The organism is Cohnella terricola, from assembly GCF_007786475.1.
Lineage (GTDB): Bacteria > Bacillota > Bacilli > Paenibacillales > Paenibacillaceae > Cohnella > Cohnella terricola.
The window spans coordinates 24,930-51,452 of record NZ_VNJJ01000014.1; the positions used below are offsets into that span (position 1 = coordinate 24,930).

The following is a 26,523-nucleotide window of genomic DNA, read 5'->3' on the forward strand; positions in this document are numbered from 1 at the left end:
TTGGTTTTTTGCGTTCACAGCTGCATTCTTAGAAAATTGTCGGCAAGGGAATGCCGCTCTACGCATGGCGCGGGTACGTTTATGTGTCCGCCGATGCTAGTATGTCCATGCCCGCATGGCTAAAGGACGTCAGCGCCGTTATTTCTTCCAAATCATCGTTTTCCGAAATCTAGCGGACACCAGGGACTTTATTGGCCTCGAAAAGCATGATTTCGACCTTCTTCATGCGATTAGCGGCTGCCAAGTCCGTTAGAATTCCAATCGGCGGATAATCGGGCAAATAGTGCCGTCAGGTCCGTCAAGCTCGGTGGTGCAGGGTTGTTGCTGTACGATTGTAGAAAAGCGACATATGGGACATGCTCTTTTTCCGCTTTAGACACCTTTTTCCTTTCACAGGTTTTCATAATCGAGTAAGATTGGATTACTGAAGTATCGTTGCCCAGGAGGCTGCCCGAATGATGAAAATCAAAGTGCTGATCGCCGATGACAATTCGTTTATCCGCGAAGGGATGAAGATCATTCTGTCCACATTCGGCGATTTCGAGGTCGTCGGCACGGCGGAGGACGGCTCGGAAGCAGTCGCTTTCTGCCGCGGCAACGAGGTCGACGTTGCCCTGCTCGACGTGCGGATGCCGAACATGAACGGCGTGGAGGCCACGCGCATCCTGGCGGCGGAGACCAAGACGAAACCGCTTATTCTAACAACCTTCGACGACGACGAATTTATTCTGGAAGCGGTCAAAGCCGGCGCTAGAGGTTATCTGCTGAAGAACAACGACCCCGAACGAATTCGCGACGCGATTAGAAGCGTGTATCACGACCATCGCGTCCTGCAAGACGTCGTGCTGGATAAACTCAAATCTGGTTTGCTCTCCGACGCCGGGAGCGCCGCCGTATCGCCTTCTCCCCCTGCCAGCCCCGTCTGCCATACGGAGGGTCACCCGTCAATCGACCGCGGAATCTTCACGGAACGCGAACTGGAAGTGATGGCACAGATCGCCAGAGGCCTGGCCAATAAGGAAATCTCCAAGAAGCTGTTTATTTCCGAAGGAACGATCGCCAATTACATTACTTCGATTCTGAACAAAACGGGCCTCGAGCACCGGACGCAAATCGCAATCTATTATCTGACGGGTGAAACCAAAATGTCCGACGAATAGGAGACGGATCATGGATTTCTGGAGCATCGGCGCTAAGTCCTGCCTGTTGGTCTACGTCATTGCCGTCTCGTTCTTTCCGGAACCGTCGGCCAACCCTTGGACGATTCTCGTCTGTTTATCTTACATCTGCCTGAACATCGCCCTGCCGATCTTCAAGCATGCCCATCCGAAGCTGCCGCTCGCCTGTGCGTCGATCGCCCTCGCGGCATACAGCGCTTACAGCCTGAATCCGGCTTTCCTGCTGCTTCTGCCGGCGAGTCTATACGAGCTTGCCGGATATGTCGGCAGGAGCAAGCTTCTTCTGATTCCGGCGGCGATCGCGCCGATTCCGTTCGTCCCCCACGCGGAACTCCCCGAATTTCTGCTCGCGGCTTCGCTCTGCCTGCTGCTGTACGCAGGTGGACGAAATTCGACGGACAAGCTGGCGCGCGCCCGGAACGAAGCGGACAAAATGCGCGAAGAACTACAACGGATTACCCGCTCCCTTAACGAGAACAACGAATATATTCGTAGATCCGAATACACGATTAAGCTGGAGGAACGCAATCGCCTGTCTCAGCAAATCCATGACGATATCGGCCATGCGATGGCCGGAGCGCTTATCCAGATGGAAGCCTCGAGAAGATTGCTGGATGCGGACTCAGGCAGAGCTTCAGAACTACTCGGCAATGCCATCTCGATCTCCAAGGAAGGGTTGGAGAAGATCCGGCTGACGCTGAAAGACCTGAAGCCGAAATCGGAAGAGCTTGGGATCAATCGACTTCGTCTGCTTGCAGAAGATTTGTCTGTCAAACATCCCGTGCAAGCCTCGCTATCCCATCAGGGCGATATCGACGCCGTCTCGCCGATTCAATGGAAGATTATCCAGGAGAACGCGGTCGAAGCGATCACGAATTCGCTGAAGTACGGCAAAGCGACTTCCATTCATATCGAGATTCAGGTATTGAACAAATTCGTGAAGTCGGCCGTCGCAGACAACGGGATCGGAGCGGAGAAAGTCGTGAAAGGGCTCGGCATCGTCGGAATGGAGGAGAGAGCGGCTTCCATCGGAGGGACTGTCATCGTCGACGGTACGAATGGCTTTAGTGTGACGACGCTTCTTCCTCGCGGAAGCGAATGAACTATATCATGCTCGCGAACATGAAATTTCTCATGCCGAAAGGATGAACTTATGCACTGACATAAGGGCATCCTTTTTCTTTACAATACGGTCATAACCTCTTAACAAGATGGAGTGATTCGGATGAACGTACTCGAGATTCGCAATCTCACGAAGAAATTCGGCGACTTTATCGCCGTTGACAACATGTCCTTAAACGTCCGCGAAGGAGAAATCTTCGGCTTCCTCGGCGCTAATGGCGCGGGCAAAAGCACGACGATCAACATGATCTCGTCCCTGCTTCGAAGCACCAAGGGAGAAATCGTCATTCTGGGACGAAGCATCGCCTCGGACGTCCAATTCGCGAAAATGAACATCGGCATCGTCCCCCAGGACATCGCGATCTACGAAGATATGACCGCTTACGAGAACGTCAGCTTTTTCGCGGGCTTGTACGGCTTGAGAGGAGCTCATCTGAAGGAACGTACGGAAGAAGCGCTCAACTTCGTCGGGCTTGGCGACAAACAGAAGAGCTTGCCGAAAAACTTCTCCGGCGGCATGAAGCGCCGGCTGAACATCGCCTGCGCCATCGCGCATAGGCCAAAGCTCATTATCATGGACGAACCGACGGTCGGCATCGATCCCCAATCGCGCAATTACATTTTGAATTCCGTCAAGCAGTTGAACCGCATGGGCTGCACGATCATCTACACAAGCCACTATATGGAGGAAGTCGAAGAAATCTGTACCCGCATCGCCATCGTCGACCACGGCAAGATCATTGCCGAGGGAACGAAAGAACAGTTGAAAGCGATCGTCACCGATACGAAAAACGTCTGGATCGAAGTGCGCGGCGGCGATCATCTTAACATCAACAGCGTTAAGCACATTCAAGGGGTTCTCTCCGTGCGGCTTGACGACCATATGCTCAAAATCAGTTCCAAAGGCGAGATCAACAATCTGAATCTGATCCTTCAACAACTCATTCAGGACCGGATCGAAATTCGTTCGATCGAAGAGCAGGCGCCTAATCTGGAGACGGTGTTCCTGACCTTGACCGGTCGGAATCTCCGCGATTAAGGAGGCGAACCGCGATGAACGTCTACAATATCGCCTTGAGGGAAATCAAATCCTCGTTAAGGGAGCCGCGTACCATGCTGTTCATGCTGGCGTTCCCGATCGTACTGATGCTCATTCTCGGCACCGCGCTTTCCAACGTATTCTCGAACTTTACACCTGTCGATAACATTCGTTTACTATATAGCAACGAGTCCGGTCAGCCGCAGTTGACGCAATATTGGGAAAGCTTCTCCCAAGAAATGGGGCGGCAAGGAATCGACATCGCCCCGATCGCAAGCGGGCAAGTCGGGCGTGAACAAGTGCGGGAGGGCCAATATACCGCATATGTCGAGCTAAAAGCGGATGGTATGCAGCTATACGGAAGCAGCAAGCAGTCGATTGAAAGCAATATCGCGCAAGGTATGCTGACCGCTTTCGCGGATCGCTACAATCTGGCCGCGGCCGCGTTTCGAAGCGACCCCTCCAAGGCGGAAGCGATCCTGGCCAACGCCGGAGCGGTAACAGGCGGCGAGTTTATCCGCGAGACGTCGCTGAATCCGAACAAATCGCCGGGCTCCATTGATTATTACGCGATAGCAATGACGACGATGATCGCGCTCTATGCCGCCATATCCGGCAGTTACCTGTTCCGGGGAGAAAGAACGCGCCATACGGCTATTCGCTTAATGGCGGCGCCGATCGCCAAAGGGGAGCTGTTCGCGGGCAAAGTGATCGGCTGTACGCTCATCAATTTCCTTTCCGTTCTTGTTGTCGTCCTGTTTAGTAAATTCGTTTTTCAAGCCGATTGGGGCAGCCATTACGGCATCGTTTTCCTTGTCTTGGGCACCGAAGTCGTTCTCGCCGTTAGCCTGGGGCTCGGAGTCGGCTATTTGGTTCAAGGAGAATCCCCCCGCGCGGTCGTCATGATATTCACGCAGATCGCTTCGTTCGTGGGAGGCGCCTACTTTCCGGTCGAAAGCGACGGCTCTTTTATGGGCGTCCTCACTTATTTATCGCCCCTGCGCTGGGCGAATACCGCACTCATTGGCGCGATTTATACGGACGACATGAGCGCCGCATGGCAGACGATTGGACTTAACGTCGGCATTGCCGCGGCATTCCTGCTCATCTCGATTGTTATCATGCGTAAACGGGAGGTGTTATAGGATGAAAGACGTAATATGGCTAATGCGCAGAGTTCTGCGCGGTTCCCTGCGCCGCAAATCAAGCTGGATCGTCTATATCGGACTGCCGCTCGTAGGCATTCTGATCTCCATGACCCTGTACGGAAACTCCACGGGAGGAGATCTTCGCGTTGGCATCGTGAACAACGACGGCGATCAGGTAGTGACGCAGGACGCGATCAAATTTATCGAGGATTTAGGCCAAATTAAGATCACGTTGACCGACGAGGCCTCTCTTCGCGAAGATATCGCAGCCTCCAAGCTGGACAGCGGATTGATCTTCGGCCAAGGGTTCGCGGCCGCCATTCGCAACGGAGATCCAATCGCGGGTAAAGTCGATATCGTCTCGGCGAAAGGCGCACAGGTTACGGCCTATATCCGTTCCATGCTGCAGAATTATGTCGGCAACTCGGCGGCCATCGGGCGAGTTACTCAAGGTGACGCCTCCGCTTTCGACAAGGTGTACGCGGACTATCGCGAGAACAGCTTCAAACTGAATGCCACGACCATCGAAGACACGACCAATATGAAAGACATGACTTATCAATCCATCGGATTTCTGGTCACGTTCATGATGTTCTCCGCGGTCAACCTGACGGAATTGATTCTGCGCGAGAAGGAGAACCGCACGTTTAATCGTCTGTTGTCTTCGCCGCTCTCTGCACGATCTTACGTGCTCTCTAACGTTGCGGTCAATATCATCATTCTGCTGCTGCAGATCGTCCTGACCGTATTTTTAATGAAAGCCGTGTTCCACATCGACTCGGGCATTCCTTATACACAACTCGTCTTCGTCCTGCTGCTCTTCGCCTTGGCATCGATCGGCTTATCTCTCATGATCGTTGCGTTCGCGAAGAGCACGAAGGCGGCAGGGGCCATGCAGAACTTGATCATTACGCCTACATGTTTGCTCTCGGGCTGTTTCTTCCCGATGGACATCATGCCGGATTCGGTAAAGAAAATCTCCCATTTCCTGCCTCAGCACTGGCTATTGGACTCCATAAACAAGCTTCAGCACGGAGAGAGCTTCGGCAGCTTAGGATTGAACTTTGCCATTCTGATTGGCTTTGCGGCCGCCTTTGCCCTTATCGCGGTCTATCGTTTCAATCGCAATAACGACGCCCGTCTGTTCGTGTAAAGCCGACGTACTCGCTCAACTCCTCTTGGCATAAGCCAAGGGGAGTTGTTTCTATCAAAATCAATTTCCAGGGATTGACGTCATTCGGAGGGGATGCTAATATAGGACAAGTAACTTGTATGACATGTTATAAGGAGCGGGGAGGTGTGCCGGATATGAAAAACGGTTTTAAAGCCATCGAGAAAAAAAATATCGTGGACGATGTGTTCGAACAAATCAAGGAAAAGATCGTAAGCGAGGAGTGGCAAGCCGGGCAGAAAATCCCCTCGGAAAACGAATTGTGCAGCATGTTCAACGTCAGCAGGGTCAGCATTCGCAGCGCCGTTCAGAAGCTACGCGATCTCGGCCTCATCGCTACGCGACATGGCAAAGGCTCCTTCGTATCCGATCGCGCCACTAGCTTCGATATCCACATGACGGCTCCGATCATGAACTTAAGCGAGAAAGAATTTCTGGACATTATGGAATTCCGCGAGCTGGTCGAGATCAAATGCATCGAGCTGGCCGTCTTGCGCGCGGACGACGATGATATCGCCGCCATCGAGAAAGCGCTTAACGATATGAAAGCGAATCAGCATGACTATTCGAAGTACTCTATCGCCGACTACCAATTCCACTTGGCCATCGTTAAAGCTTCCAAGAATGAATTGTTCGTACATATTATCGACCGGCTTAAGAATGTCTATTATTATCATCTGAAAGAATTGAACAGAGTTCTGGCCGATATGGAAGACAGCTTGTCCGGACACTCCCAACAGTTGGAAGCGATCAAATCGAGGGATATGGAAGCGGTTAGAAGGCTCGTTCATGAGGGCAACAACAACGTTACCGTTCAGACCATCAAAAGGCTCCATGAGCAAAAAGAAAAAAGATAGTTTTTTCTTTTTCGGTAACTTGTATGACATCCGATATCCTATGTTATATCTCTGCTCGATTGTTCTTGTTCTAGCCGCGAACCTTTCGCGGCCGGACAAACAATATATAAGATCCTTCAGGAGGTCATCAGTATGAAAGTCAGAAAGGTTGGCAGTTTGGTTTCTCTAGTTCTCGCATCGTCGCTCGTTCTTGCCGCCTGCGGCAAAAGTGAAAGCGGAAACAATGCCGACAGCAAAGATGGAGCGAAGCAAACGACGATCAGAATCATGTCGGTATCCCAAACGGAAAACCCCGACGGTCCGGCAGAGAAAGAAATGGCCGAGCGTTACATGAAGCTTCATCCCGAAGTAAAAATCGAATTCATCGGCGTACCTATGAACGACCTGTATAAAAAAATTACCGCGATGGCTACCTCGGGAGACCTCCCGGACGCCTTCACGATGACGCCTCAATTTGCCCGTACCGCGCACGGAATGGGCATCACTGCGGATTTGAAACCATTACTGGGCGAGGATTACATCAAAGAGTTCTATCCTAACATCATCGAGGAATCAAGCGTAGAAGGCAAACTGCAATTTCTTCCATGGAACGCAGCTCCGATGGCTCTCGTCTATCGCGGAGACTGGTTCGAGCAAGAGGGCTTAAAAGCTCCCGAGAATTGGGACGATTTCCTGGAAGCGGCCAAGAAGCTGACTAAGGATACGGACGGCGACGGCAAAACAGATCAATGGGGCTTCGGCATGATCGGCACCCGCAACGGATCCGGGGCGGACCGCTTCATCGTCATCCTGCGTTCCTTCGGCGTCGAAGAATTGAGAAAAGACGAGAGCGGCAACTGGGTATCGGATCTCGATACGCCCGAAGCCAAAGAAGCTTTCCAATTTTTCGTTGATCTGAACAACAAGCACGGCGTCGTCCCTCCGGGAGTAACGGAGACGGGCTTTCCAGAAGCAGCGAGCTTGATGGCCACCGGCAAAGTCGGGATGATGCTGACCGGTCCGAATGCCCTCGGAAATATCGTTAGCCAGAACCCCGATCTGAAAGGCAAGCTGCACAGCGTGCCTGTTCCAATGAAAGTGAAGCATACGGCAACGTTCGGACTGCTCGGCTATTCGATCGCCGAATCTAGCAAAAACAAAGAAGCCGTAGCCGATTATCTGAAATTCATGGTCGAAGACGAGAACGCGTTAGCCTGGAACCAGCTTAGTGGCCGGCTGCCAACGAAAATCGAGGTCGGCAAGCAGCAGCAGTTGACCACTCCGGAATATGCAGGTTTCGTGAAAGCGCTTGAGTATTCCTTTACGATCCCGGCATTCGATCAATACTCGCAATTCCAAGACATCGTAGCCGAAGCTTATCAGTCGATGATCGCCGCTAACCAGAGCGTCGACGCCGCAACCAGACGAGCGGCGGAACGCGCGAACGAAGTGATCCAAGCGAACAAGTAACGGTCTTACAATCGGGCCTCTGAAGGGAGCCTCTGGCTCCCTTTGGGCCTTGTTCATCACGATGGGGGAATTATGATGCTATCTTCGAAAAGCGGAATGAGAGGGCTATGGTTCATTATGCCCGCCGTTGTCACGCTGCTCTTGTTAATAACCTATCCCCTCATATACGGGGCGTACATCAGCTTCTTCGATACGAACCTGATCACGAAATGGAATTTCGTCGGGTTGAAGCATTACGTAAACATCTTCTCCAATACCGAGTTCGTCGAACGGATTCTCCTTACGCTCCACTATACGTTCTGGGTAGTCGTAGGCCACTTCGTAATTGGAACGGGCTTGGCCTTGATTCTGAACATGAAGCTGAAAGGCATCACGGTGTTCCGCGTCATTCTCATCTTGCCCTGGTTGTTCCCCGAAGTTGTCGTCGGCCTGTTGTGGAAGTGGCTTTTTAACCCTTTATATGGACTCTTCAACGCCGTTCTCATGAAAGTAGGTCTCATCGACGATCCGGTGTCTTGGCTAGGCGACGAGAAAACAGCCTTTGCGGCCGTCATCGTCGTATCGATCTGGAAAGGCTTCCCGATGGTGATGATGCTGTTGCTCGCGGGGCTTCAGAGCATTCCGGAGGACATCTACGAGGCCGCCCGTATCGACGGCTGTACGCGTTCCGCCGCCTTCCGTTATGTTACGCTGCCCGCACTCATGCCCGTCATGGTCGTGACGCTCATCTTAGATACGGTATGGTGGTTCAAGCATTTTACGATGATCTGGATTCTGACCCAAGGCGGACCGGGCAATGCGACCAACGTGGTCAGCATCGACATTTTCAAGCAAGCGTTCGAATTTTTCAACTTCGGCAAAGCTTCCGCAATGGCGATCCTGGTATTCTTCGTCTGCTGGTTAATGGGGTACGGGTATAGGAGGTTGTTCGGCAATGGAGACGACTAAACGCAAGTTTTCCATTTTTAATATGGGGATGTACGCCATCCTGATCGTGGCTTCCTGCCTCGTGCTGATTCCCGCGTTATGGATGGTCTCCACTTCGCTGAAATCGAACGAAGAGGTGATGATTTCTCCTCCGAAATGGATACCGGATCATCCGACGTTCGAGAGCTTTACGCGCATATGGAAGGACTACCCTTTCCTTGATTATTTTCTTAACAGCGTATTTATTGTCGTCGCGTCGACCGCGATTACGATCGCATTCGCCGCGCTGGCCGGTTACGGCGCATCGCGCTTCAAATTTCGCGGCAAAGGGACTTTCCTGTCGTTCCTGCTCGTTACGCAGATGTTTCCTTCGATCATGCTGCTCATTCCGTTCTATAAAGTGTTGAAAACGTTCGGCCTCATCGATACGCACTGGGGACTGATCGTCGTGTATATCGCATTTGCTCTACCGATGTGTACGTGGATGATGCTCGGTTTCTTCCAAGGCATCCCGAAAGAACTAGACGAAGCGGCCATGATCGACGGCTGTAGCCAAATGCGGACTTTCGTCCAGATTATTCTGCCTTTATCCTTGCCAGGCATTGCCGCGACGGCGATCTACTCTTTCCTGATGGGCTGGAACGAGTATATGTTCGCCTTCATCCTCGTTACGACGGAGACGATGAAGACGCTGCCGGTCGGAATCGGTCAATTAAACGGATTCTATAGGGTCGTCTGGAACGATATGATGGCCGCGTCCATTATTTCCAGCCTGCCGCTGATCGTGTTGTTCTTGTTCATGCAGAAATATTTTATAAGCAGCCTCACCGCAGGCGCAGTGAAACAGTAAAAACAGAGATAAGGAAGAGTGGACATGGAGAAACTGAAGATTCGCAACATCAAGACCATCTTAACGGCACCCGAAGGCATTAACCTGGTTGTCGTGAAAGTCGAAACCACCGATCCGGAAATTTATGGCGTAGGCTGCGCTACGTTCACTCAACGTTATTTGACCGTGCAGAATGCGATCGAACAATATATCAAGCCAATGCTTATTGGCAAAGAAGTGAATAACATCAACGACATCTGGCATTCCTCGATCGTCAGCAGCTACTGGCGCAACGGTCCCGTCTTGAACAACGCCTTGTCCGGCGTAGACATGGCTTTATGGGACATTAAGGGGAAAATGGCCGGCATGCCGCTGTACGAGTTGTTCGGGGGCAAGGTTCGCGAAGGCGCTGCTGTATACCGTCATGCGGACGGCAGCAGCATTGCCGAAGTCGAAGAGAACGTGCACGCCTACATGGAGCAGGGGTACCGCTATATTCGCTGCCAAATGGGTACTTACGGCGGCACGGGCCAGTCCTTCGTCTCTCCGGACGGCGCTCCGGCCGGGGTCTACTACGACCCGAAAGCTTACATGAAGAGCATCGTCGACTTGTTCGCGCATCTTAGATCCACGGTCGGCTGGGAGATCGAGCTGCTGCATGATATCCACGAGCGGCTTGCGCCGATCGACGCGGTCAATTTCGCCAAGAAGCTCGAACCGTACCAATTATTTTTCCTAGAAGACGCGCTGCCTCCGGAACAACTGGAATGGTTCCGCATGATCCGCCAGCACTCCACCATTCCGCTTGCTATGGGCGAGCTGTTCAACAATCCGAACGAATGGATGCCGCTGATCACGGGACGGCTTATCGATTACATCCGCGTCCACATCAGTCAGATCGGCGGTATTACGCCGGCCAGGAAGCTGACCGCGCTCTGCGATTCTTTCGGCGTCAGAACGGCTTGGCACGGGCCGGGTGACACTTCGCCCGTAGGCCATGCCGCACACGTACACCTGGATGTGAGCAGCATCAACTTCGGTATCCAGGAATGGAACGGATTCAACGACGCCATCCAGGAAGTGTTCCCGGGATGCCCCGAAGTGCGCAACGGTTACGTGTATCCGAACGACAAACCCGGACTTGGCATCGACATCGACGAAAAACTGGCTGCGAAGTTCCCTTGCGAGAACATTCTTCCGGCTTGGACGAACGCTCGGTTGCCCGACGGCACTCCGACGACTCCGTAAACCGGCTTGCCAGCAATATACTATGCGGAAACTCCCATTAATGGCGCCTCTCGGCTAAAAACGATGCTTTTCATCGTATTTGCCACCAACACGCGCTCCACGAGGCGGAAGTCCGATGATTTTCATCGCTAATCATCCCGGGGAGCGAGCAAAAGCGGCACCAGCCCACTAAAAACGATGCTTTTCATCGTATTTGCCACCAACACGCGCTCCACGAGGCGGAAGTCCGATGATTTTCATCGCTAATCATCCCGGGCGCGGGAAATAAGGCAGCCCCTATAACAAGAAAGCCCCAGACCTCCACTTTTCGGAGTCCGGGGCTTTCTTACGTATTACGCTAACAAGTCTTTAAGCGTCTGCGGCGAGTTGTTCCACCATTCCTCATTGTGCTCGACCAGAAGCTTGCGAAGCGCTTCCTTCTCCGCGGGGCCGATATTGTCCAGCATGTATTTGCGTTTAATCGCGGCGTCCAGCCGGTTGACGTGTTCCGGCAGCAGCTTCCAGCCTCTTCTCGCCTCGGTGTCGACCAGCATCTCGCAAGACGTCGCGCCTGCATAATACGATCCGTTCTCGCCGCGATCAACGGCGACCCAGACAACCCAAGCCGGACGGCCATTCGGCACGGTCGACTTGTCGGGGGAGAATCTGATCCCCTTCTCGATCTTACTCTTCGCGTGCATCGCGCCGACGTCGATATAAGCTTCGCCCGCATCGATGATCACGCAAGCGACTTGGCTCAAATCGATCGAACCCGCTCCGAATCCTCTATGTTCCTTGCCGCTGACGACGTTCAGCGACAGCTTCTTCTTCTCGACCGGTTTGTCCTGATTATCCATGTTCAACCTCCGTAAATTTCCGATAGATATGAAAAAACCGGGTGCCGGATCCCGCATAATCGAGATCTTCCCCGCTTCCTTGGTCGTGCATATTAACGCGAACGTTTGTTCTGTATTTTTTAGGTAATCCTGTACTCAACATCATAACAAAACGCAAAACATAAGTCTATTGTTTTTTGCGAAAATGCGCCACAATAGGTGAAGTCAATTACACGCGCAAGGAGGCCATCGCAAATGGAATCGCAGCAAAATCCCGTTTACCTGGAAGAACTCGAAAGACTTCGGATGACGTTTCTGGAAATCGAAGAGCAACGGGCCGAGATCGGCCCCGTCTATTACGGAGACGATTATGTCGAGCAACTGCTCGAAGCCAGAAGAGAGGAAACACGCCAGCGGCTGAACCTGCTCCACAACGAACCGTACTTCGGGCGACTGGATTTCCGAGAACAGGGCAAACCCGAGGCGCTTCCTCTATATATCGGCAAGAGAGGCATGGACCGCAGGGATACGGGCGAGCCTTACGTCATTGATTGGAGGGCACCGGTCGCCAGCCTGTTCTACTCCTTCACCGGCGGTGACGCCGCCGTTACCTACGAAGCTCCTGACGGCACCATTCAAGGCGATATCTATCGCAAAAGGAACATCTCTATCCGCGACAAGAAGCTGGGCCGCATCGTGGACAGCTATGAACGCGGAGGAGATAATATCGGCTTAAACGACGAATTCCTGCTCTACAAACTCGGCGATAAGAAAGACAACCGGCTTAGAGATATCGTGTCCACGATCCAAGCCGAGCAAGACCGCATCATTCGGGCTCCGAGATACAAGGCACTCGTGATCCAAGGTTTAGCCGGGTCGGGGAAGACGACAGTCGCCTTGCATCGCCTGGCCTTCCTTCTCTATCAATATCAACAGCAAGTCCGCGCGGAACGGATGATTATTTTCGCGCCGAACACGATGTTCCTCGATTATATCTCTGGCGTGCTACCCGAGCTCGGCGTCGGCAACGTCAAGCAGACGACGTTCGCAGAATGGGCGCTGGATCGCTTGGGCGGCAGTGTGCAGCTGGCCAAAGATTCGTCGGAAGGCGAGCTCTGGTTCTCCCTTCAAGAAAAGCGGCCCGAGATCGACGACGGGACGCCGGGGCGTTACAAAGGCTCGCTCTCCTTCAAGGCACTGCTCGACGAACGGATGCGGCGTTTCGAAGCGGATTTCCTAGAGGCGCGGCCATTCGAGGCCTGGGAAGGACGGACGCTGCCGGGAGCGACGATCCGGGAATGGTTCGAGGTCGAATACCGGCATTATCCGCTCGCTCCTCGATTGGAACGGCTCAGCGCGAGAATCAACCGCTGGCTCGAGATGCAATTGAACGCGATCGGCGACCCGAAAATCCGCAAAGAAAAAAGCAAGACGGGCAAGCAACGGCTTCGCGCCTATACGAACAAACTTCCGAAAGCCGATGCATTCGGCTTCTATCAGAGCCTGTTCACCGAGGAAGATTCGGAAGGAATTCCGCAAAGCGTGATCAACAGCACGAAGAAATATTTGAAAAAGGGGACTGCTCGACCCGAGGACCTGCCCGCTCTCGTTTGGATTCACTACATCTTTAACGGCACGGAGAAATTGTCGTTCGACCATGTCGTCGTGGACGAGGCCCAGGACGTCTCGCCGCTGCAGATCGCGTTGCTAAATGCGTTCATGAACGAGCCGTCTTTTACGATTCTCGGAGATTTGGCGCAAGGCATTCACGCGTATCGCGGAGTCATGCGCTGGGAAGAGCTGTCCGAAGTCTTCGCTGAGGAATACCGTTCCTATCACGCGTTGCAGCAAAGCTATCGCTCTACATTGGAAATTATCGAATTCGCCAACCGGATACTGCCGCATACCGATACGGGACTGCCGCCCGCGGTTCCCGTGTTCCGCAGCGGCGATCCTGTCGAGCTTGAACGGCTCGAAGCCGGAACGGAGCGGATCGGCTTCCTGGAGCGCTTCATTCGCGACAACCGGGAACGCGGCATGCAGACGATCGCGATCATCGGCCGCACGGACGAAGTTTGTGCCAAGCTTGGCGATGAGCTGAAACAAGCCGGCATCGAGGCGAATCTCATCTCCGAAGGCCAAACCCAGTACCGCGGCGGCATTACCGTCGTTCCCGTCTATTTGGCCAAAGGCCTCGAGTTCGATGCCGTTCTCGTCGCCGATGCGGATGAACGCCACTACGCGCCGACCCCGCAAGACGCCAAGCTCCTGTACGTTGCCTGCACCCGCGCCTTGCACCGGCTTACGCTAATCTTCGAAGATAAGGCGAGCCCTCTGGTTGATGCATAACGAGAAAAAGCGATGCGCCTCCTAAGATCAGGAAGCCATCGCTTTTCCATGAACCGGTTTACTTAGGCAATCGAACGGGGGTCGGAGCAGAATTATCTTTAAAGCTTGCATCCCCGAGCTGCCCGGCCGCATTGCCTCCCCAAGCCCATAGCTTGCCGTCTTCGGTGACGGCCACTGCATGGTTGTAGCCCAGTGCCACCGATGTTACTTTCTCTAGCCCCTTAACGCGCCTTAACTCAGGACCGCGCTTCAGATCATAGCTAACGTCAGCTACGTCGTAACCCATCACCCATAAAGAGCCATCTTTTTTTATGATCAAAGTTCTCAGATAACCTGTCGTAATCGACGAAACATCCTTAAGACTCTTGATTTGAACTGGAGATTCTTCAAAATCTGTCGCTATCGGAAGGCCCAACGCCCCGCCAGGGTTTTTCCCCCACCCCCAGACCGTTCCATCCTTCTTGATCGCAAAATAATTGGTTCCATGACCCGAAGAAAGGGCCGCAACCCCCTTCAATTCCTTGATCTGCGTTGCCGTATAATCGGTGTTGGCGTTCGTTTCTTTATAAGCTTCCCATTCCCAAACGGTTCCGTCCTTCTTCAGTATGGCAAGGAGTCCGCTGCCGTTAGCGGAAATATCTTTAGCATCGGTAATGTTCTTAAGCTTGTGGACTCCCGTGAAGTACCTATCGGGATGCCACACCCATACGGAACCGTCTTTGTCGATAGCAGAAGATATACTGCTCGCCGATATTTTGACGATTGGAGGTAAGCCTTTAATCTGTTCGGGTACGGGGAACCCGGTCTTCCCATCATTATTTTCGGTAGAAGCCTGTTCATAAACGGGTCCCCACTCCCATACCGTTCCGTCTTTCTTTAAGATGAGTTCTCTATATTGGTAAGATTGGATTTCGACCGCGTTCTTCAGATCCTGCATAAGCTCCGGGCGATTATCGCGGAAAGTATGCTTGCCGAGAATCACGTCCGCTACTCCTCCCCAATACCAGACTTCACCATCGGAAGTATAGGCTGTGCTATGATAGTTGGAAGCCGTGACGATCAGCGGATTTGTTTTTACTTCCGGCTTGGGTGCCGCCATCGCTTCAGTGACCAATACCAAAGATAATGCTGCCGCAAGAAGAACCACTTTACGAAGGCTCTTCAGCGGTCCCTTTCGAATATCATTCGTCATAATACATTCCTCCATTTCTTTTATGGAATTCCACTTATGTAATTGGTTTCCAGTATTATAGACGGAATTGATTTCAAAAAGTTTCACTATTGCCTCGCACTCTTGCCATTCTTGATTAAAAAGAACTCCTTCCCCTTCATCCCCTGCCCGCAATTCACTAGATATAATCCGCGGACAACCCACATATATATCTCGTAGATGCTTGTCAACGGGAGGGTTATCCGTATGCCTAAGCGCCGTTCGCTGCGAATGCTGCTATTCGTCGCCGCCGCTGCTGTACTTGTCATGTCTGTCCGGTTCGGATTTGCCGACGCTTGGGTGGACCATTATGCTTTTCCGGCTTCCTCGCTATACGAGCTCCCAGCCGCCGCTGCCCCTTCCGCCATTGAGGCGAAGTCGGAACCTGGGCCAGACGTTCCCCAGACCCTTCAAGCCGCCATTCTCAGCAACCGGATCACGGAATACCACATTTCCGTCGTACTCGACGAACGGAACGGAGCCTTGAGCGGGGAACAAACCGTGACATGGAAAAACCCCGGGCGCAAAGCCGTCTCGGATTTTTATCTCCATCTCTATCCGAACGCGTTCGCACCCGGAAGCACGTTCTTGAAAGAGTCCGGCGGCCAACTTAGAGGCGACAAAAAGAAAGAGGGCAGCGACGGCAGCGTGGAGCTCACCTCCCTGACGACGATGCAAGGGGAAACTTTAATGCCCCGTATCCGCTATGTGCAGCCGGATGACGGCAACAAGAACGATCGGACGCTCGTTGCCTTCCGTCTGCCCGAACCGATCCAGCCCGGAAAATCCGTTACTCTCCAAATGAAATTCAAGGTGAAGCTTCCCGACGTTTTTGCCCGCATGGGTAAAGCGGGGGATTTCGTAATGGCGGGGCAGTGGTTTCCGAAAGTCGCCGTATACGAGACGGCTGGTATGCGGGGACGAGCCGCCGAAGGCTGGAATTTGCATCAATATCACGGCAATTCCGAGTTCTATGCGGACTTCGGCATTTACAGCGTACGCATCGATGTGCCCGAATCTTATAAAGTCGCGGCCACCGGATTCCTGACGAAATCGCCAAGCGTCTCAAGCGGCCGGAAAAGCTTCCTGTTCTATGCCGAGGATGTTCACGACTTCGCCTGGTCCGCTTCCCCGAACTTCGAGTACGTGGAAGAATCGTTCTCCTCTCCGGGCATCCCTGGAGTTCGGATCAAGCTGTACATCGATCCTCTTCACAAAGATTTGAAGGATCGATACATGCATGCGGCCAAATCCGCGCTTGCCAAGCTCGGGCAGTGGTACGGCGAGTATCCCTATTCCACCTTGTCGGTCATCGTTCCTCCGGCAAGCGGCAACGGCGCGGGCGGCATGGAGTATCCGACGCTCGTGACCGCCGCTTCGGCGCAGAACGACAATCCGGGATACGAGCTGGAGCGTACGTTGGTGCATGAAGTCGCCCATCAATATTGGTACGGTTTGGTCGCGTCCAATGAATTCGAAGAAGCCTGGCTCGACGAAGGCTTCACTTCCTACACGGAAGATAAGCTGATGGCCAGTATTTACGGCGTGCTGTCGAATCTGCCGGTCGAAGCCAGCTATCTGACCCGACCGGAACCGCTGAATCTTTATTCCTGGAAATACAGCTCATCCGAAGGCTACGCCGAGAACGTCTACCTGCGCGGCAAACTCGTCCTGACTTCCCTGGAGCGCCAAGTCGGCGACAAAACGATGAGCAAGATTATGCGCACTTATTTTCAAAAATATAAATTCAAGCACCCCTCCTTCTCCGATTTCCAGAAGGTCGTCGAGAGCGTAACAAAGGAAAACTGGGACGACTTTTTCCTTGCCTACGTTCGAAAGGGCGAAGCGGCCGATTACTCCGTGCAGAGCATTCAGACGCGCAAAACGGATTCCGGGTATGAGAACAGCGTCCTGATTCGACGTGACGGAGGCAGTCCCGAGCCCGTATCGATCTGGCTGCAATTCCAGGACGGACAATCCCTTCGCAAGAAGTGGGACGGCGCGCAATCCCAGATGCTCATCAAGCTGGAATCCCCGTCGCCTCTCCTCTACGCGGCCATCGATCCGAGCAACAACGTCGTTCTCGACAATCGTAAATATAATAACTATCTCAAGGCGGAAGTGCCCGCGAAACAGCGAACTCGCTTTGCAACCAGCATCGCGCAAATGATCGAAGGCTTGTTCGGATCAATGGCATGGTGAGGTGACGAGGAAATGCGCCAACGATTAAAAATGGGATGGGACATGACCGTCCGGCATAAGTATGTATTGGTTCTCCTGTTCTTGTACCGCCTGTTGTGGGGATTTTTCCTATATCGGTTCGTCGATTCGGTCGTTACGCCCGTATTGGCGCGTTATCCGGGGGATCATCCCAACTCGGACGCGGCCCATCTGTTCCTTATCGAAGCCCAGTTCCGCTTGCTGAAAACAGATATGCTCGACGAGGTTCTCTTGGTATTGTGCGGTTTCCTTCTGATGAGAATGGTGCTGACTCCCTTGCTGAATGCCGGAATATTTTACTCCTTCCATCACGCATCGGAAGAAGACGGTACCCGGGTATTGTCCGGAATGCGAAGGGCTTGGAAACCGGTCGCTTTGCTCTATTGGCTGGAGAACGGACTGATCCTACTTCCCGCCGCATGGCTGCTGCCGTTGGCCAAAGACCGCTTTTTCTCCGAACCCTCCCTGACGAACTGGATACAAGGGTTGCTGCCCTATGCGGCAATGTGGCTGCTGTATGGGTTGGTCGTTCACCTGGTCTGCCAGTTCATGCAATTCGGAGCGGCGTCGCAGGAGGGAATCGTGAAAAGTCTTCTCTTGGCGCTTCGCCGAGCGCTCCCGTTGTTAGGAGTCACCTTCGCGCTGCTCGGCATCGGATTAGCCCTGTCCGCCGCAGCTTGGGCCGTCTCCCTGCTCTGGTCGGGTTTCCTCGCCGTCGCATTGCACCAGGCTTTCCACTTCGTTCGCTCACTGCTGAAGCTGTGGACTTCCGCTACTCAGTATCAAGTTTGGCGTGAAACGGAGTCTTAAGCTAAATCCGTCCCAACAACCGACAATATCTGACACGGGACATTCCCCGGCCGCGCCTGATTTCGGGTCGCAGCCGGGGTTTGGCGTTATTATCGGGCGGGACACATTTGCGCGAAAGGGGGGCTTTAATTCCTACCTCTTCTCTCAAGATTAGTGAATTCTAATCTAGAAGATGCAGGAAATTTGTCAGAATAACAGAATATATAAAACTAAAGTAATCTAAAATTGCCGAGTTCCCGTGAATCGGGAAACGGGGGAACCATCTTTCGGGTGAGTTGGCTTTGCAACAAAGGAGCCATAGGGGATACCTTCTACCGAACCCTCAAGCTAACCTCGTAGGCAGTGGAAGGAGTCACAGGTTTTGCGCAAAGTTTCAGTCTTCATGTTCTCTCTTGCATTATTCTTGGCTTTCCAGGTCGGCAGCGCCTTTGCGGACTCCAAGCTCGATAAGACGATCGCTCCGCTCATCGGAATCGATTACAAGTACGGCGGAACGACAACGAAGGGATTCGATTGCTCCGGATTTACCGGATACGTGTTCAATGAACTCGGCATCGATCTCCCCCGTTCTTCGAGAGACCTGTTCAGTTGGGAAAAAAGCAAGAAAATCGCCGAAGATGATCTACGTGCAGGCGATCTCGTATTCTTCAATACGAGCGGCAGCGGCGTATCTCACGTCGGGATCTATGTGGGCAACAACAAGTTCGCCCATGCCGCTTCTAAAGGCGTAACGATCACTTCCCTTGACGAGAACTACTACTCGAAGCGTTATCTTGGAGCTCGCCGCATTCTCGGCGACGAGACTTACAAGAAAATTGCCAAGGAAATCGAAGTCGAAGAAGCCGCAGTAGCCGTTCAGGAGTAATACGCGCAAGAACCGTGAAGGCCCGCCATGCGGGCCTTCTTTGTTTTTTTGGGAGATTAGCAGGCTTTCCCCTATTTTATGTCGAATATTGTTTTTACGAATACTAGAATGGGAGAGAGTAAGCATTGTTCCTTAGAAAAACTACAACATGTGCAATAATTGTCGTCCTGATGCTTTTTGTCTCTTTCGTTCCCGCTTATGGCGCCAACCAATCCGAATCAGCGGATCTTGAAGCCGACACGGCAATCGAACAGGTAGAACGAACGGATTCATTCATAGAAGGAACCGTCGTTAAGATCGTGGATATTACGAATCTGCGCAGCGGACCGGGGCTTGAATACGAGATCGTGGGCAAAGCCGCCCCTGGTGACTCTTATCAGATCATCGGCGTAGAAGGAGATTGGTATAACGTCTCGCTTCTGAATGGGGAAAGCGTCTATGTCGCCGGTTGGGTCGTCACAATTGAAACTCCTGAGCGCTTCGTCTATATCGTAGATAAAACCAACCTGCGCAGCGGGCCGGGGCTTGAGTACGAGATCGTGGGCAAAGCTTCGCCGGGTGATTCTTTCCCGATCATCGGCGCCGAAGCGGACTGGCATCTCATATCGCTTCCGACAGGCGATCGCGCTTACGTTGCGAATTGGGTCGTCAAAACCGATCGCGATGAACAGGATTCGAATCTCAAAGTATATATCTATCACACGCACAACCGCGAGTCATGGGCGAACGTCGCCCGCAACACGAAAGGATCTTCCGTCGATGATCCTGTGGTGAACATTACTATGGTAGGCAAGCATCTGGGCGACCAGTTGCAAAAGAAAGGCATCCTGACTCTGGTCGGGAACGACGATTTCAACGAGAAGCTGAAATTGCAGAACCTGAGCTATTCCCTTTCTTACTCTGAATCCCGTAAAGCCGTCACCAAGGCAATGAAAGCCAATCCGTCGTTATCTTATTTTTTCGACATTCATCGTGACGCCAACGTTCCGCGCAAGACCACAACGGTTACGATCAAAGGCAAAGCCTACGCGCGCATTCTATTTGTCATCGGGACCGCGCATCCTAACCATGCGGCTAACAAAAAACTCGCCGAGGAACTCAATACGCGTCTGAACAAGAAATACCCCGGATTGTCGCGCGGCGTCATCTCCAAGAGCGTCCATCAAGGAAACGGGGAATACAACCAATCCCTTTCCCCCGGCAGCTTGCTGCTCGAGGTCGGTGGCGTGAACAATACGCTGGAAGAGAGCAAGCTCGCTGCGGAGGCATTCGCGGATGTTTTCTCCGAGTATTACGGTTCGTTAAAATAAACATTAAAAAAGGGAACGTCAGGAAGCGCGTTATCGCTCCTGCTGTTCTCTTTTTTTCTGCCTAAAGTGGGCCTTTTCGAATTCAATAAATGTTAGAATAAGGAAATATTATCTTGTTCATCTACCCGACGTTTGAGACGAAAACAATTACAAAGGATGTGTCGCATGAAAAAGTTACGTTCTGCGCTCCTTATTTTGGGGGTCATAACATTTTTAGCCGGGTGCAATTCCAATGATAAGGAGAAGGAAATGAATACTTCTTCAAATATGAATTCCTCTTCGAGGGACGAGGGTCAGAATTTGTTATTGGATGACGCTAAGAATTTTATCCCCCTTGATACGGATTCTGTATATGCCAATAATCGCTATGGGTACGAGATACACTATCCTTCGCAATGGCCTGCGGGAGAAGAATCTCCTTCGGGAGACGGGGTAGTTCTATATAGCGATGACGGGAACGATATTCGCGTTTATGGCGGATATTTGCTTGGAGATCCCCTGGACAATATGGAAATCGATGAAGCGAAGGCCAATAATTGGAGCATCGAAACGATCGGGATTGCGGCAGGGGATGGACAGTTAATTCAAACATCGGTGGACAATCAGCGCTTGTTTCACTTTATCGTGAAAGGCAGTACGATTCAATGTCACCTCTACGCTATGGTTACCGAAGATTTCTATAGCGCCAACTATGAGGCCCTTCTTGAGATGGCTAATTCGATTACGTTCGACTAATACTAATCAATAATCGTTGAGTGGGGGATTAACACTTGTTGCGCGTTTATTATGTTTTCATTGTGATTTTCATGATCATGGTATCTACGGGGTGTTCACGTTCCAATTCCGACGTACAAGAGTTCAGCCCGTTTACATCAAATTCGCCTAGTCAGTCGAACCCGAGTCCGTCGAACCTAAGTCCGTCGATGCTTCCCGGCTCGGCAAAAGCGGATACCTACAATTCGGAATTGCTGCTGCAAGCCTATGAATCCGCCGTCATAGAGGCCATCAATCAAAATGACTATTCTCTCGTAGAGCGATATGTCGAATCTGATAGCCAATTATCAAGCTTTCTTAAGGAGTATATGAAGGAACAAGCAAACGATGGCATTGCGCTAGAATTAGAGAATTATGATTTGGAGCAAATCGAAGAAAACGACTCCAGCATTAAGCTTTATGTCCGGGAGACGATTTCCAGTAAAAAGCCGAAACAGGATGCTCAAAGTAATGAAGATTACTGGATATATACTGTAACCGTTCAAGATGAGCAAGAGAAATTAAGTCGGCGAGAGCCGTGGGAAGCATCACGCGAGGTCGCGAATCCACCCGAAGTCACTTACGAGATCAACGATGTCAAAGACTATGATCAAGAGGAAGCCATCCGATTCTCGAAATCTTCGGTTACTCTTAAAATAGGAGAGGAATTGATTCTACGTCCCCAATCGCAGAAGCTGAGTCTTCTATACGAGGAGAGCGATAACGAAGTGACGGGTGGATGGAGCGAAGATGTGGACACGGGCGAATTCGTAATCAAAGGAGTCAAAGAAGGGATCAATCGGATCGAATTCCATGTCGCTCATTCTTATTTTATAAAGGGAACGTTGGAAATCAGGGTCGTCAACGAATAAGCATCGATGCCGAATAAGAAATCGGGTGCCGTTGCACCCGATTTCTTATTTATAGCGATGAGGCGAACCCGAATGCAATTCCTCCACATCCTCTGAGGAAATGTTGTGAGGGCTGTATCTGGCCTTGCCGTATAAACTAGCTAGTGCGTTACGGACGCGATGAAGCCAGTTCCCGAAGTCGGATTGACGCTCCTTGTGAGTTGCAGTTACTTGGTCGGCCTGCCAGCGTTCGAGCGCTGCCAGCGTTTCGCTCGGCGTATCGGACGTTCTAAACTCGTAGCCTTGCCGAATGCCCTCCGCCACTGCGTCCTCGTACAGACGCCGTACCTTATCCGGATTGCTTAACCGCTCCCAGTCCATTCGGCGAGGCTGCCTGCGCAACAAGCCTCCGAGCACGCCGCCTCCTTGTTTCTTTTCTTTTCGCAAGCTGCGCTGTTCTTCGATATACGGCAGAGTCTCTTGCTGTTTCTCCCTTAGGAACCAACTTTTAATTGCATCCAAAATTCCTTTAAGGGTCCAGTTCTTATCCTTCCAGAGCAAGCCAACAAAACGTACAAGCCCTATCACAGCGAAAACAATCACGATTCCCAGCAAATAGTCCCACACGACGGACGGCTTCTTCGGTTTCCCCAACTGATCGAGCCATTCGGGTCTGCCCGCATCTTGCGGAGGCGGGATGAAGCGTTCCGGGTCGATCCAACTATTGTTCGGGTTAACGATCTGCTTTGGCGTCAAAAGCTTCTCTCCATAACCGACGGTCAAAGCAATCGCCAGCATGCTTACGGCAAGGAAGATCATGACGTATTTGCTGTTGGCGCGCATGACCGGTTTGGTCGCGATACCGCTGAGAAGACCAGCACGTTGGACGAGAGACCGGTTTAACGCGACAAACCAGACCACAACCCATGCCAATGCCAACAAAATCAACGGCAGCCGGTAATCGGTCCAAGCTTCGTTCTGGGCAATCGCGATCAAACCAAGCGTGCATACGCCAAACCCTAATCCATAATGCCAATACCCAAGACTCGCATAGCGCCCTCTCCAGAGCATGATGCCCAGCCAGATGAGTATCGGAAGGTGATCCGTATAGTTCACGATCCCGAAGGCCACAAGCGCGAAGATGGCGACGATCACCACGACTTTTCGCCACAGTGCGGGCAGACGATTCAGGGCGAGACCGGCGATAATCGTAATAAGAATGACCATGCCTAGCCGCAGCTTGTCCGATAGTCCCATGTTCGCCGTAAAAAGCAGCCACAGGGGCAGCCAGATCAGACATTCCGCCAGTACGCGCAAGATTAGCTTTCCGACCCGCTCCATCACGCGACCGCCCCTTTCCCGAGAAGAAGCAACTGAACCGTATTGCCCTGCCCCCTCAGTTTGCTAACGAGTTGCTCTTGTTTCCCGTCGATAAACCCCGTAATCAGAAAATAATTCATTCCGCGGGTTCGTTCTGCGACGAGCTGCTCGAGCAGGAACGACAAACCAAGTGCCGTGACGGGGCGAAATCCCGCCATTGCCTCCAGCAGCATGTCCATATGCGCCGATCCGGCTCGCGCCGGCGCTCGGAATATGCTATTCTCCGCTCCGTCATTAGCCCCGTTAAAAATAAACCCCGCTTTGCCTCCGCCGGAAATAACGTACTGCGCGGCAGATGCGGCGTAACTCAAAGCCCCTTCGAATTCCTCGGACGTTATTCTTGCGTTATGTGCTGAATCCAGCAATTCTGCGTTTAGGATAATCGTCAGATCGTTGTCCTGCATGCTTTCCCGCTTGTGGACCAGAAGGTTACCCGTCTTCGCCGTCGCGCTCCAGTTCACCATTCGGAAGGAGTCCCCTTCCCGGTACGGTCTGATTCCAGCCACATGATGATGGTTCTCCATGATCGGACTAATCATGCTTCTTACGCTCTGCAGATACTTCCTCGCGCCGAGCGGGAACTCGCGAATCTCTTTGAGCGCGGGATAGACGACAACCTCGCAGTTTCCTTGCTGTTGAATCGACTTGCCCGACAATCCGACCAGATCTCCCATGGATAACGTGTAGCTGGTCACTCGGTATTTGCCGCGAAAGGGACAAGCAATTTCGTGTTTCCGCACGATCTCCGTATACGAAGGAATGCTGAACAAGCTGGCATGATTCTGCAGCCGGTCTCCTCGGTTGATGGACATATCCGCTTCCCGATGCTTGAACACGAGCTGGGCGGGAAGCATCGATTCGACGCGCAGCCAGGGAAGCGGAAGCCTTTTACGGTTGGCGATCGTCTCGCGCATCCATACCGTCTGTCCGGCATGAACCCGGGTCGAACTGAACGACCGCGTATAAGACAGGGCTTTAAAGCCAAATATCGAAAAGAATATCCGCTGCAACAAATAAAGCGCTGTCATAACCAATACGATCCACAGGATGACCGCCATTTTACCTCGTCTCCAATGCGGCTTCCGTCGGCACGGTAATGTCCGCGACCAAGCGGTCCAAGAGCTGGTCTGCGCCGTTCGTCTCGCCTCTGAACGTATCTTTCAGAATGATACGATGCGCAAGAACCGGACGGACCAGCGCTTTGACGTCGTCGGGAAGCGCGTAATCCCTGCCCGCCAGCAACGCCCGGGCTTGTGCCGCCTTCAGAAGCTGGAGGCTTGCGCGAGGGCTCGCCCCGAACGAGATGTCCGGATGAGAACGCGTAGCCGTCACGATCGCGATCAGGTAACCGTATACTTCGTCGCTGACGTGCACGGATGGGACGAGTTTCTGGATCTCTATGATGTCTTGCCGGCTAAGGACAGCCTGAAGCGATTCGAGCGGATTGCCGGCCGTAAACCGCCGCAATATCGCCTCTTCTTCCGTTTCCGTCGGATACCCCATCGAGACGCATAACATGAAGCGATCCAGTTGGGCTTCAGGCAGCGGGAAGGTACCGTGATTGTCAATCGGATTCTGAGTGGCGACCACGATGAACGGAGCTTCCAGAGGGTAAGTCACGCCGTCGATCGTCACCTGACGCTCCTCCATACATTCGAGCAAGCTGGATTGCGTTCTCGGAGTCGCCCGGTTAAGCTCGTCCGCCAGCAGAATGTTCGTAAACACCGGGCCTTGCCGAAGCTCGAACTGATCGGTTTGGCGGTTGTAGTAGTTAATGCCCGTAATATCCGAAGGGAGCAAATCCGCCGTAAATTGAATGCGTCTCATCTGACAAGCCAGCGATTTCGCCAGCGACTTGGCAAGAAGCGTCTTACCCGTTCCCGGAACGTCCTCCAGGATCACATGTCCGGATGCTAGCAGCGCGATTAGAAGGTGTTCCAATACGCCGTCCTTGCCGACGACGACGGAGCCTACGTTCTTGATCACGGTCGAAATCCTCTGCTCCAATTCATGTTTATCCACGACAAAAACACCCTCCTCCGTTTTCTATATTTTAACAATGCCGGAGAAGGGTGTGAACTGTAAAAACTCACATATTCTTTTTTATGCCATCGCTTGAACGCGTTCGTCTCGGTAGTCGGCCGTAGCCGGCTCTCCGATGGAAGCGGCAGACCCTGCCGGTTCTTCCGCCAAGCCGTACGGAAGGCAGAGCGGAGCGCCCGTCCGGGGATCCGGAATGATATCGGCGTCAATATTAAATACGTCTCGCAGCATCTGCGAAGTCATGACGACTTCCGGATGTCCTTCGTACAATACCGTTCCGTTTTTAAGCGCCACGAGATGTTGAGCGAATCTTGCCGCGTGGTTCAAATCGTGCACGACCATGACGATCGTCCGCTTCTGTTCCTTGTTGAGCTTCTCCAGCAGGAGCATGACTTCCACCTGATGGGCCATGTCGAGGAACGTCGTCGGTTCGTCCAGCAGCAGCATTTCCGTGCCTTGCGCCAAAGCCATTGCGATCCATGCCCGCTGGCGCTGTCCGCCGGAAAGATGATCGACGGGTCTGTCCCTGAACATCGTCATGCCCGTGGCCTCTATCGCCCATTCGATCATCCGGTTGTCTTCCGCCGACAGGATTCCGAACCCTTTCTGGTGGGGATACCTTCCGAACGAGACAAGCTCGCGAACCGTCAGACCCTCCGGGGAAGTCGGATTCTGCGGCAGAATGGCCAAATTCTTGGCGACTTCTTTCGTCGGTTGCCGGTGAATCAGCTTTCCATCTAGGTAAACCCCGCCTTGCGCCGGGGTCAGAATACGCGCCATCGATTTCAGGATCGTCGATTTACCCGACCCGTTCGCGCCTACGAGCGCCGTGATCAGACCGTCCGGTACGCGCAGGTTCAACCCTTGCACGATAGGCCGGCTGCCGTAGGAGAGGGATAACTGATCTGTGCTTAAACGTGACATCGTTACATCCACCCTTTGTTGAAAA

The 26,523-nt window shown here is 52.6% G+C and carries 23 protein-coding genes, 1 pseudogene and 1 riboswitch; of the genes and pseudogenes, 17 read left to right on the forward strand and 7 right to left on the reverse strand.

The features are described from left to right. The first annotated feature begins 458 nt into the window (after positions 1-458). The 10 genes from FPZ45_RS19760 to FPZ45_RS19805 all read left to right on the forward strand — a co-directional run bounded on the left by FPZ45_RS19760 (position 459) and on the right by FPZ45_RS19805 (position 10,968). Complete coding sequence (locus FPZ45_RS19760) at positions 459-1,160, forward strand: response regulator transcription factor (protein ID WP_144705871.1); 702 nt, start codon at positions 459-461, stop codon at positions 1,158-1,160. Between the two features lie 10 nt (positions 1,161-1,170). Further along, positions 1,171-2,280 (forward strand): sensor histidine kinase, encoded by a 1,110-nt coding sequence (locus FPZ45_RS19765; RefSeq protein WP_144705708.1) that lies wholly within the window; start codon positions 1,171-1,173, stop codon positions 2,278-2,280. Between the two features lie 123 nt (positions 2,281-2,403). Next, entirely contained in the window at positions 2,404-3,339 is a 936-nt protein-coding gene (locus FPZ45_RS19770) for an ABC transporter ATP-binding protein (RefSeq protein WP_144705710.1), read from the forward strand. A 14-nt stretch (positions 3,340-3,353) separates the two neighbouring features. Beyond that, positions 3,354-4,484: an ABC transporter permease gene (locus FPZ45_RS19775; RefSeq protein WP_144705712.1), complete on the forward strand. Its 1,131-nt coding sequence runs from the start codon at positions 3,354-3,356 to the stop codon at positions 4,482-4,484. A 1-nt stretch (position 4,485) separates the two neighbouring features. Then, positions 4,486-5,640: an ABC transporter permease gene (locus FPZ45_RS19780; protein ID WP_144705714.1), complete on the forward strand. Its 1,155-nt coding sequence runs from the start codon at positions 4,486-4,488 to the stop codon at positions 5,638-5,640. 155 nt (positions 5,641-5,795) lie between these two features. Beyond that, positions 5,796-6,515 (forward strand): FadR/GntR family transcriptional regulator, encoded by a 720-nt coding sequence (locus FPZ45_RS19785; RefSeq protein ID WP_144705716.1) that lies wholly within the window; start codon positions 5,796-5,798, stop codon positions 6,513-6,515. 132 nt (positions 6,516-6,647) lie between these two features. Beyond that, positions 6,648-7,964 carry an ABC transporter substrate-binding protein gene (locus FPZ45_RS19790; protein WP_144705718.1) on the forward strand — a complete coding sequence of 439 codons (1,317 nt, stop codon included), beginning with the start codon at positions 6,648-6,650 and terminating at the stop codon, positions 7,962-7,964. 72 nt (positions 7,965-8,036) lie between these two features. Further along, complete coding sequence (locus FPZ45_RS19795) at positions 8,037-8,912, forward strand: carbohydrate ABC transporter permease (RefSeq protein ID WP_222430792.1); 876 nt, start codon at positions 8,037-8,039, stop codon at positions 8,910-8,912. Next, on the forward strand, positions 8,899-9,741 hold the full coding sequence (locus tag FPZ45_RS19800; RefSeq protein WP_144705720.1) for a carbohydrate ABC transporter permease: 843 nt from the start codon (positions 8,899-8,901) through the stop codon (positions 9,739-9,741). The genes FPZ45_RS19795 and FPZ45_RS19800 overlap by 14 nt, the downstream gene beginning before the upstream one ends. Before the next feature lie 24 nt (positions 9,742-9,765). Then, a complete protein-coding gene (locus tag FPZ45_RS19805) occupies positions 9,766-10,968 on the forward strand; it encodes an enolase C-terminal domain-like protein (protein ID WP_144705721.1) in 1,203 nt (400 codons plus the stop codon). Between the two features lie 332 nt (positions 10,969-11,300). Here the strand turns inward: FPZ45_RS19805 and FPZ45_RS19810 are convergent, their stop codons facing one another. Next, a complete protein-coding gene (locus FPZ45_RS19810; protein WP_144705723.1) occupies positions 11,301-11,804 on the reverse strand; it encodes a YwhD family protein in 504 nt (167 codons plus the stop codon). A gap of 234 nt (positions 11,805-12,038) precedes the next feature. Between FPZ45_RS19810 and FPZ45_RS19815 the strand changes: the two genes are divergently transcribed. Continuing rightward, the gene (locus FPZ45_RS19815; protein ID WP_144705725.1) at positions 12,039-14,132 is read left to right on the forward strand and encodes a HelD family protein; all 2,094 of its coding nucleotides are present in this window, start codon (positions 12,039-12,041) and stop codon (positions 14,130-14,132) included. Positions 14,133-14,190: 58 nt separating this feature from the next. On the opposite strand, the gene FPZ45_RS19820 is transcribed toward FPZ45_RS19815, so the two are convergent. Further along, complete coding sequence (locus tag FPZ45_RS19820) at positions 14,191-15,324, reverse strand: RCC1 domain-containing protein (protein ID WP_186438478.1); 1,134 nt, start codon at positions 15,322-15,324, stop codon at positions 14,191-14,193. A gap of 225 nt (positions 15,325-15,549) precedes the next feature. Here FPZ45_RS19820 and FPZ45_RS19825 point away from each other — a divergent pair, with 225 nt between their 5' ends. The 6 genes from FPZ45_RS19825 (at position 15,550) to FPZ45_RS19850 (ending at position 22,172) form a co-directional block, all read left to right on the forward strand. Continuing rightward, entirely contained in the window at positions 15,550-17,544 is a 1,995-nt protein-coding gene (locus tag FPZ45_RS19825; RefSeq protein ID WP_144705729.1) for a M1 family metallopeptidase, read from the forward strand. Positions 17,545-17,556: 12 nt separating this feature from the next. Continuing rightward, positions 17,557-18,372: a hypothetical protein gene (locus tag FPZ45_RS19830; RefSeq protein WP_144705731.1), complete on the forward strand. Its 816-nt coding sequence runs from the start codon at positions 17,557-17,559 to the stop codon at positions 18,370-18,372. Positions 18,373-18,588: 216 nt separating this feature from the next. Beyond that, positions 18,589-18,729: riboswitch (cyclic di-AMP (ydaO/yuaA leader) on the forward strand. 4 nt (positions 18,730-18,733) lie between these two features. After that, the gene (locus tag FPZ45_RS19835) at positions 18,734-19,237 is read left to right on the forward strand and encodes a C40 family peptidase (protein WP_246120516.1); all 504 of its coding nucleotides are present in this window, start codon (positions 18,734-18,736) and stop codon (positions 19,235-19,237) included. A gap of 125 nt (positions 19,238-19,362) precedes the next feature. Further along, the gene (gene spoIIP / locus FPZ45_RS19840) at positions 19,363-20,547 is read left to right on the forward strand and encodes a stage II sporulation protein P (protein ID WP_144705733.1); all 1,185 of its coding nucleotides are present in this window, start codon (positions 19,363-19,365) and stop codon (positions 20,545-20,547) included. 249 nt (positions 20,548-20,796) lie between these two features. Next, positions 20,797-21,282: a hypothetical protein gene (locus tag FPZ45_RS19845; protein ID WP_186438479.1), complete on the forward strand. Its 486-nt coding sequence runs from the start codon at positions 20,797-20,799 to the stop codon at positions 21,280-21,282. A 35-nt stretch (positions 21,283-21,317) separates the two neighbouring features. Next, the gene (locus FPZ45_RS19850; RefSeq protein WP_144705737.1) at positions 21,318-22,172 is read left to right on the forward strand and encodes a TcaA NTF2-like domain-containing protein; all 855 of its coding nucleotides are present in this window, start codon (positions 21,318-21,320) and stop codon (positions 22,170-22,172) included. Between the two features lie 45 nt (positions 22,173-22,217). Here FPZ45_RS19850 and FPZ45_RS19855 read toward each other — a convergent pair whose 3' ends face one another. The 5 genes and pseudogenes from FPZ45_RS19855 to FPZ45_RS19870 all read right to left on the reverse strand — a co-directional run bounded on the left by FPZ45_RS19855 (position 22,218) and on the right by FPZ45_RS19870 (position 26,498). Beyond that, a complete protein-coding gene (locus tag FPZ45_RS19855; RefSeq protein ID WP_144705739.1) occupies positions 22,218-23,492 on the reverse strand; it encodes a DUF4129 domain-containing protein in 1,275 nt (424 codons plus the stop codon). Further along, a complete protein-coding gene (locus tag FPZ45_RS19860) occupies positions 23,492-24,589 on the reverse strand; it encodes a DUF58 domain-containing protein (RefSeq protein ID WP_144705741.1) in 1,098 nt (365 codons plus the stop codon). Before FPZ45_RS19860 ends, FPZ45_RS19855 begins: the two co-directional genes overlap by 1 nt. A 1-nt stretch (position 24,590) precedes the next feature. After that, positions 24,591-24,905: an AAA family ATPase gene (locus FPZ45_RS26065; RefSeq protein WP_425457031.1), complete on the reverse strand. Its 315-nt coding sequence runs from the start codon at positions 24,903-24,905 to the stop codon at positions 24,591-24,593. A gap of 72 nt (positions 24,906-24,977) precedes the next feature. After that, a pseudogene (locus tag FPZ45_RS26070) lies at positions 24,978-25,553 on the reverse strand (AAA family ATPase); the annotation flags it as partial. An 81-nt stretch (positions 25,554-25,634) separates the two neighbouring features. Continuing rightward, positions 25,635-26,498: an ABC transporter ATP-binding protein gene (locus FPZ45_RS19870; RefSeq protein ID WP_144705745.1), complete on the reverse strand. Its 864-nt coding sequence runs from the start codon at positions 26,496-26,498 to the stop codon at positions 25,635-25,637. Positions 26,499-26,523: the final 25 nt, after the last annotated feature.

Coding starts and splice junctions, on each gene's coding strand:
- FPZ45_RS19760 (WP_144705871.1), top strand. CDS start 459: ATGAAAATCAAAGTGCTGATCGCCGATGACAATTCGTTTATCCGCGAA.
- FPZ45_RS19765 (WP_144705708.1), top strand. CDS start 1,171: ATGGATTTCTGGAGCATCGGCGCTAAGTCCTGCCTGTTGGTCTACGTC.
- FPZ45_RS19770 (WP_144705710.1), top strand. CDS start 2,404: ATGAACGTACTCGAGATTCGCAATCTCACGAAGAAATTCGGCGACTTT.
- FPZ45_RS19775 (WP_144705712.1), top strand. CDS start 3,354: ATGAACGTCTACAATATCGCCTTGAGGGAAATCAAATCCTCGTTAAGG.
- FPZ45_RS19780 (WP_144705714.1), top strand. CDS start 4,486: ATGAAAGACGTAATATGGCTAATGCGCAGAGTTCTGCGCGGTTCCCTG.
- FPZ45_RS19785 (WP_144705716.1), top strand. CDS start 5,796: ATGAAAAACGGTTTTAAAGCCATCGAGAAAAAAAATATCGTGGACGAT.
- FPZ45_RS19790 (WP_144705718.1), top strand. CDS start 6,648: ATGAAAGTCAGAAAGGTTGGCAGTTTGGTTTCTCTAGTTCTCGCATCG.
- FPZ45_RS19795 (WP_222430792.1), top strand. CDS start 8,037: ATGATGCTATCTTCGAAAAGCGGAATGAGAGGGCTATGGTTCATTATG.
- FPZ45_RS19800 (WP_144705720.1), top strand. CDS start 8,899: ATGGAGACGACTAAACGCAAGTTTTCCATTTTTAATATGGGGATGTAC.
- FPZ45_RS19805 (WP_144705721.1), top strand. CDS start 9,766: ATGGAGAAACTGAAGATTCGCAACATCAAGACCATCTTAACGGCACCC.
- FPZ45_RS19810 (WP_144705723.1), bottom strand. CDS start 11,804: ATGGATAATCAGGACAAACCGGTCGAGAAGAAGAAGCTGTCGCTGAAC.
- FPZ45_RS19815 (WP_144705725.1), top strand. CDS start 12,039: ATGGAATCGCAGCAAAATCCCGTTTACCTGGAAGAACTCGAAAGACTT.
- FPZ45_RS19820 (WP_186438478.1), bottom strand. CDS start 15,324: ATGACGAATGATATTCGAAAGGGACCGCTGAAGAGCCTTCGTAAAGTG.
- FPZ45_RS19825 (WP_144705729.1), top strand. CDS start 15,550: ATGCCTAAGCGCCGTTCGCTGCGAATGCTGCTATTCGTCGCCGCCGCT.
- FPZ45_RS19830 (WP_144705731.1), top strand. CDS start 17,557: ATGCGCCAACGATTAAAAATGGGATGGGACATGACCGTCCGGCATAAG.
- FPZ45_RS19845 (WP_186438479.1), top strand. CDS start 20,797: ATGAATACTTCTTCAAATATGAATTCCTCTTCGAGGGACGAGGGTCAG.
- FPZ45_RS19855 (WP_144705739.1), bottom strand. CDS start 23,492: ATGGAGCGGGTCGGAAAGCTAATCTTGCGCGTACTGGCGGAATGTCTG.
- FPZ45_RS19860 (WP_144705741.1), bottom strand. CDS start 24,589: ATGGCGGTCATCCTGTGGATCGTATTGGTTATGACAGCGCTTTATTTG.
- FPZ45_RS19870 (WP_144705745.1), bottom strand. CDS start 26,498: ATGTCACGTTTAAGCACAGATCAGTTATCCCTCTCCTACGGCAGCCGG.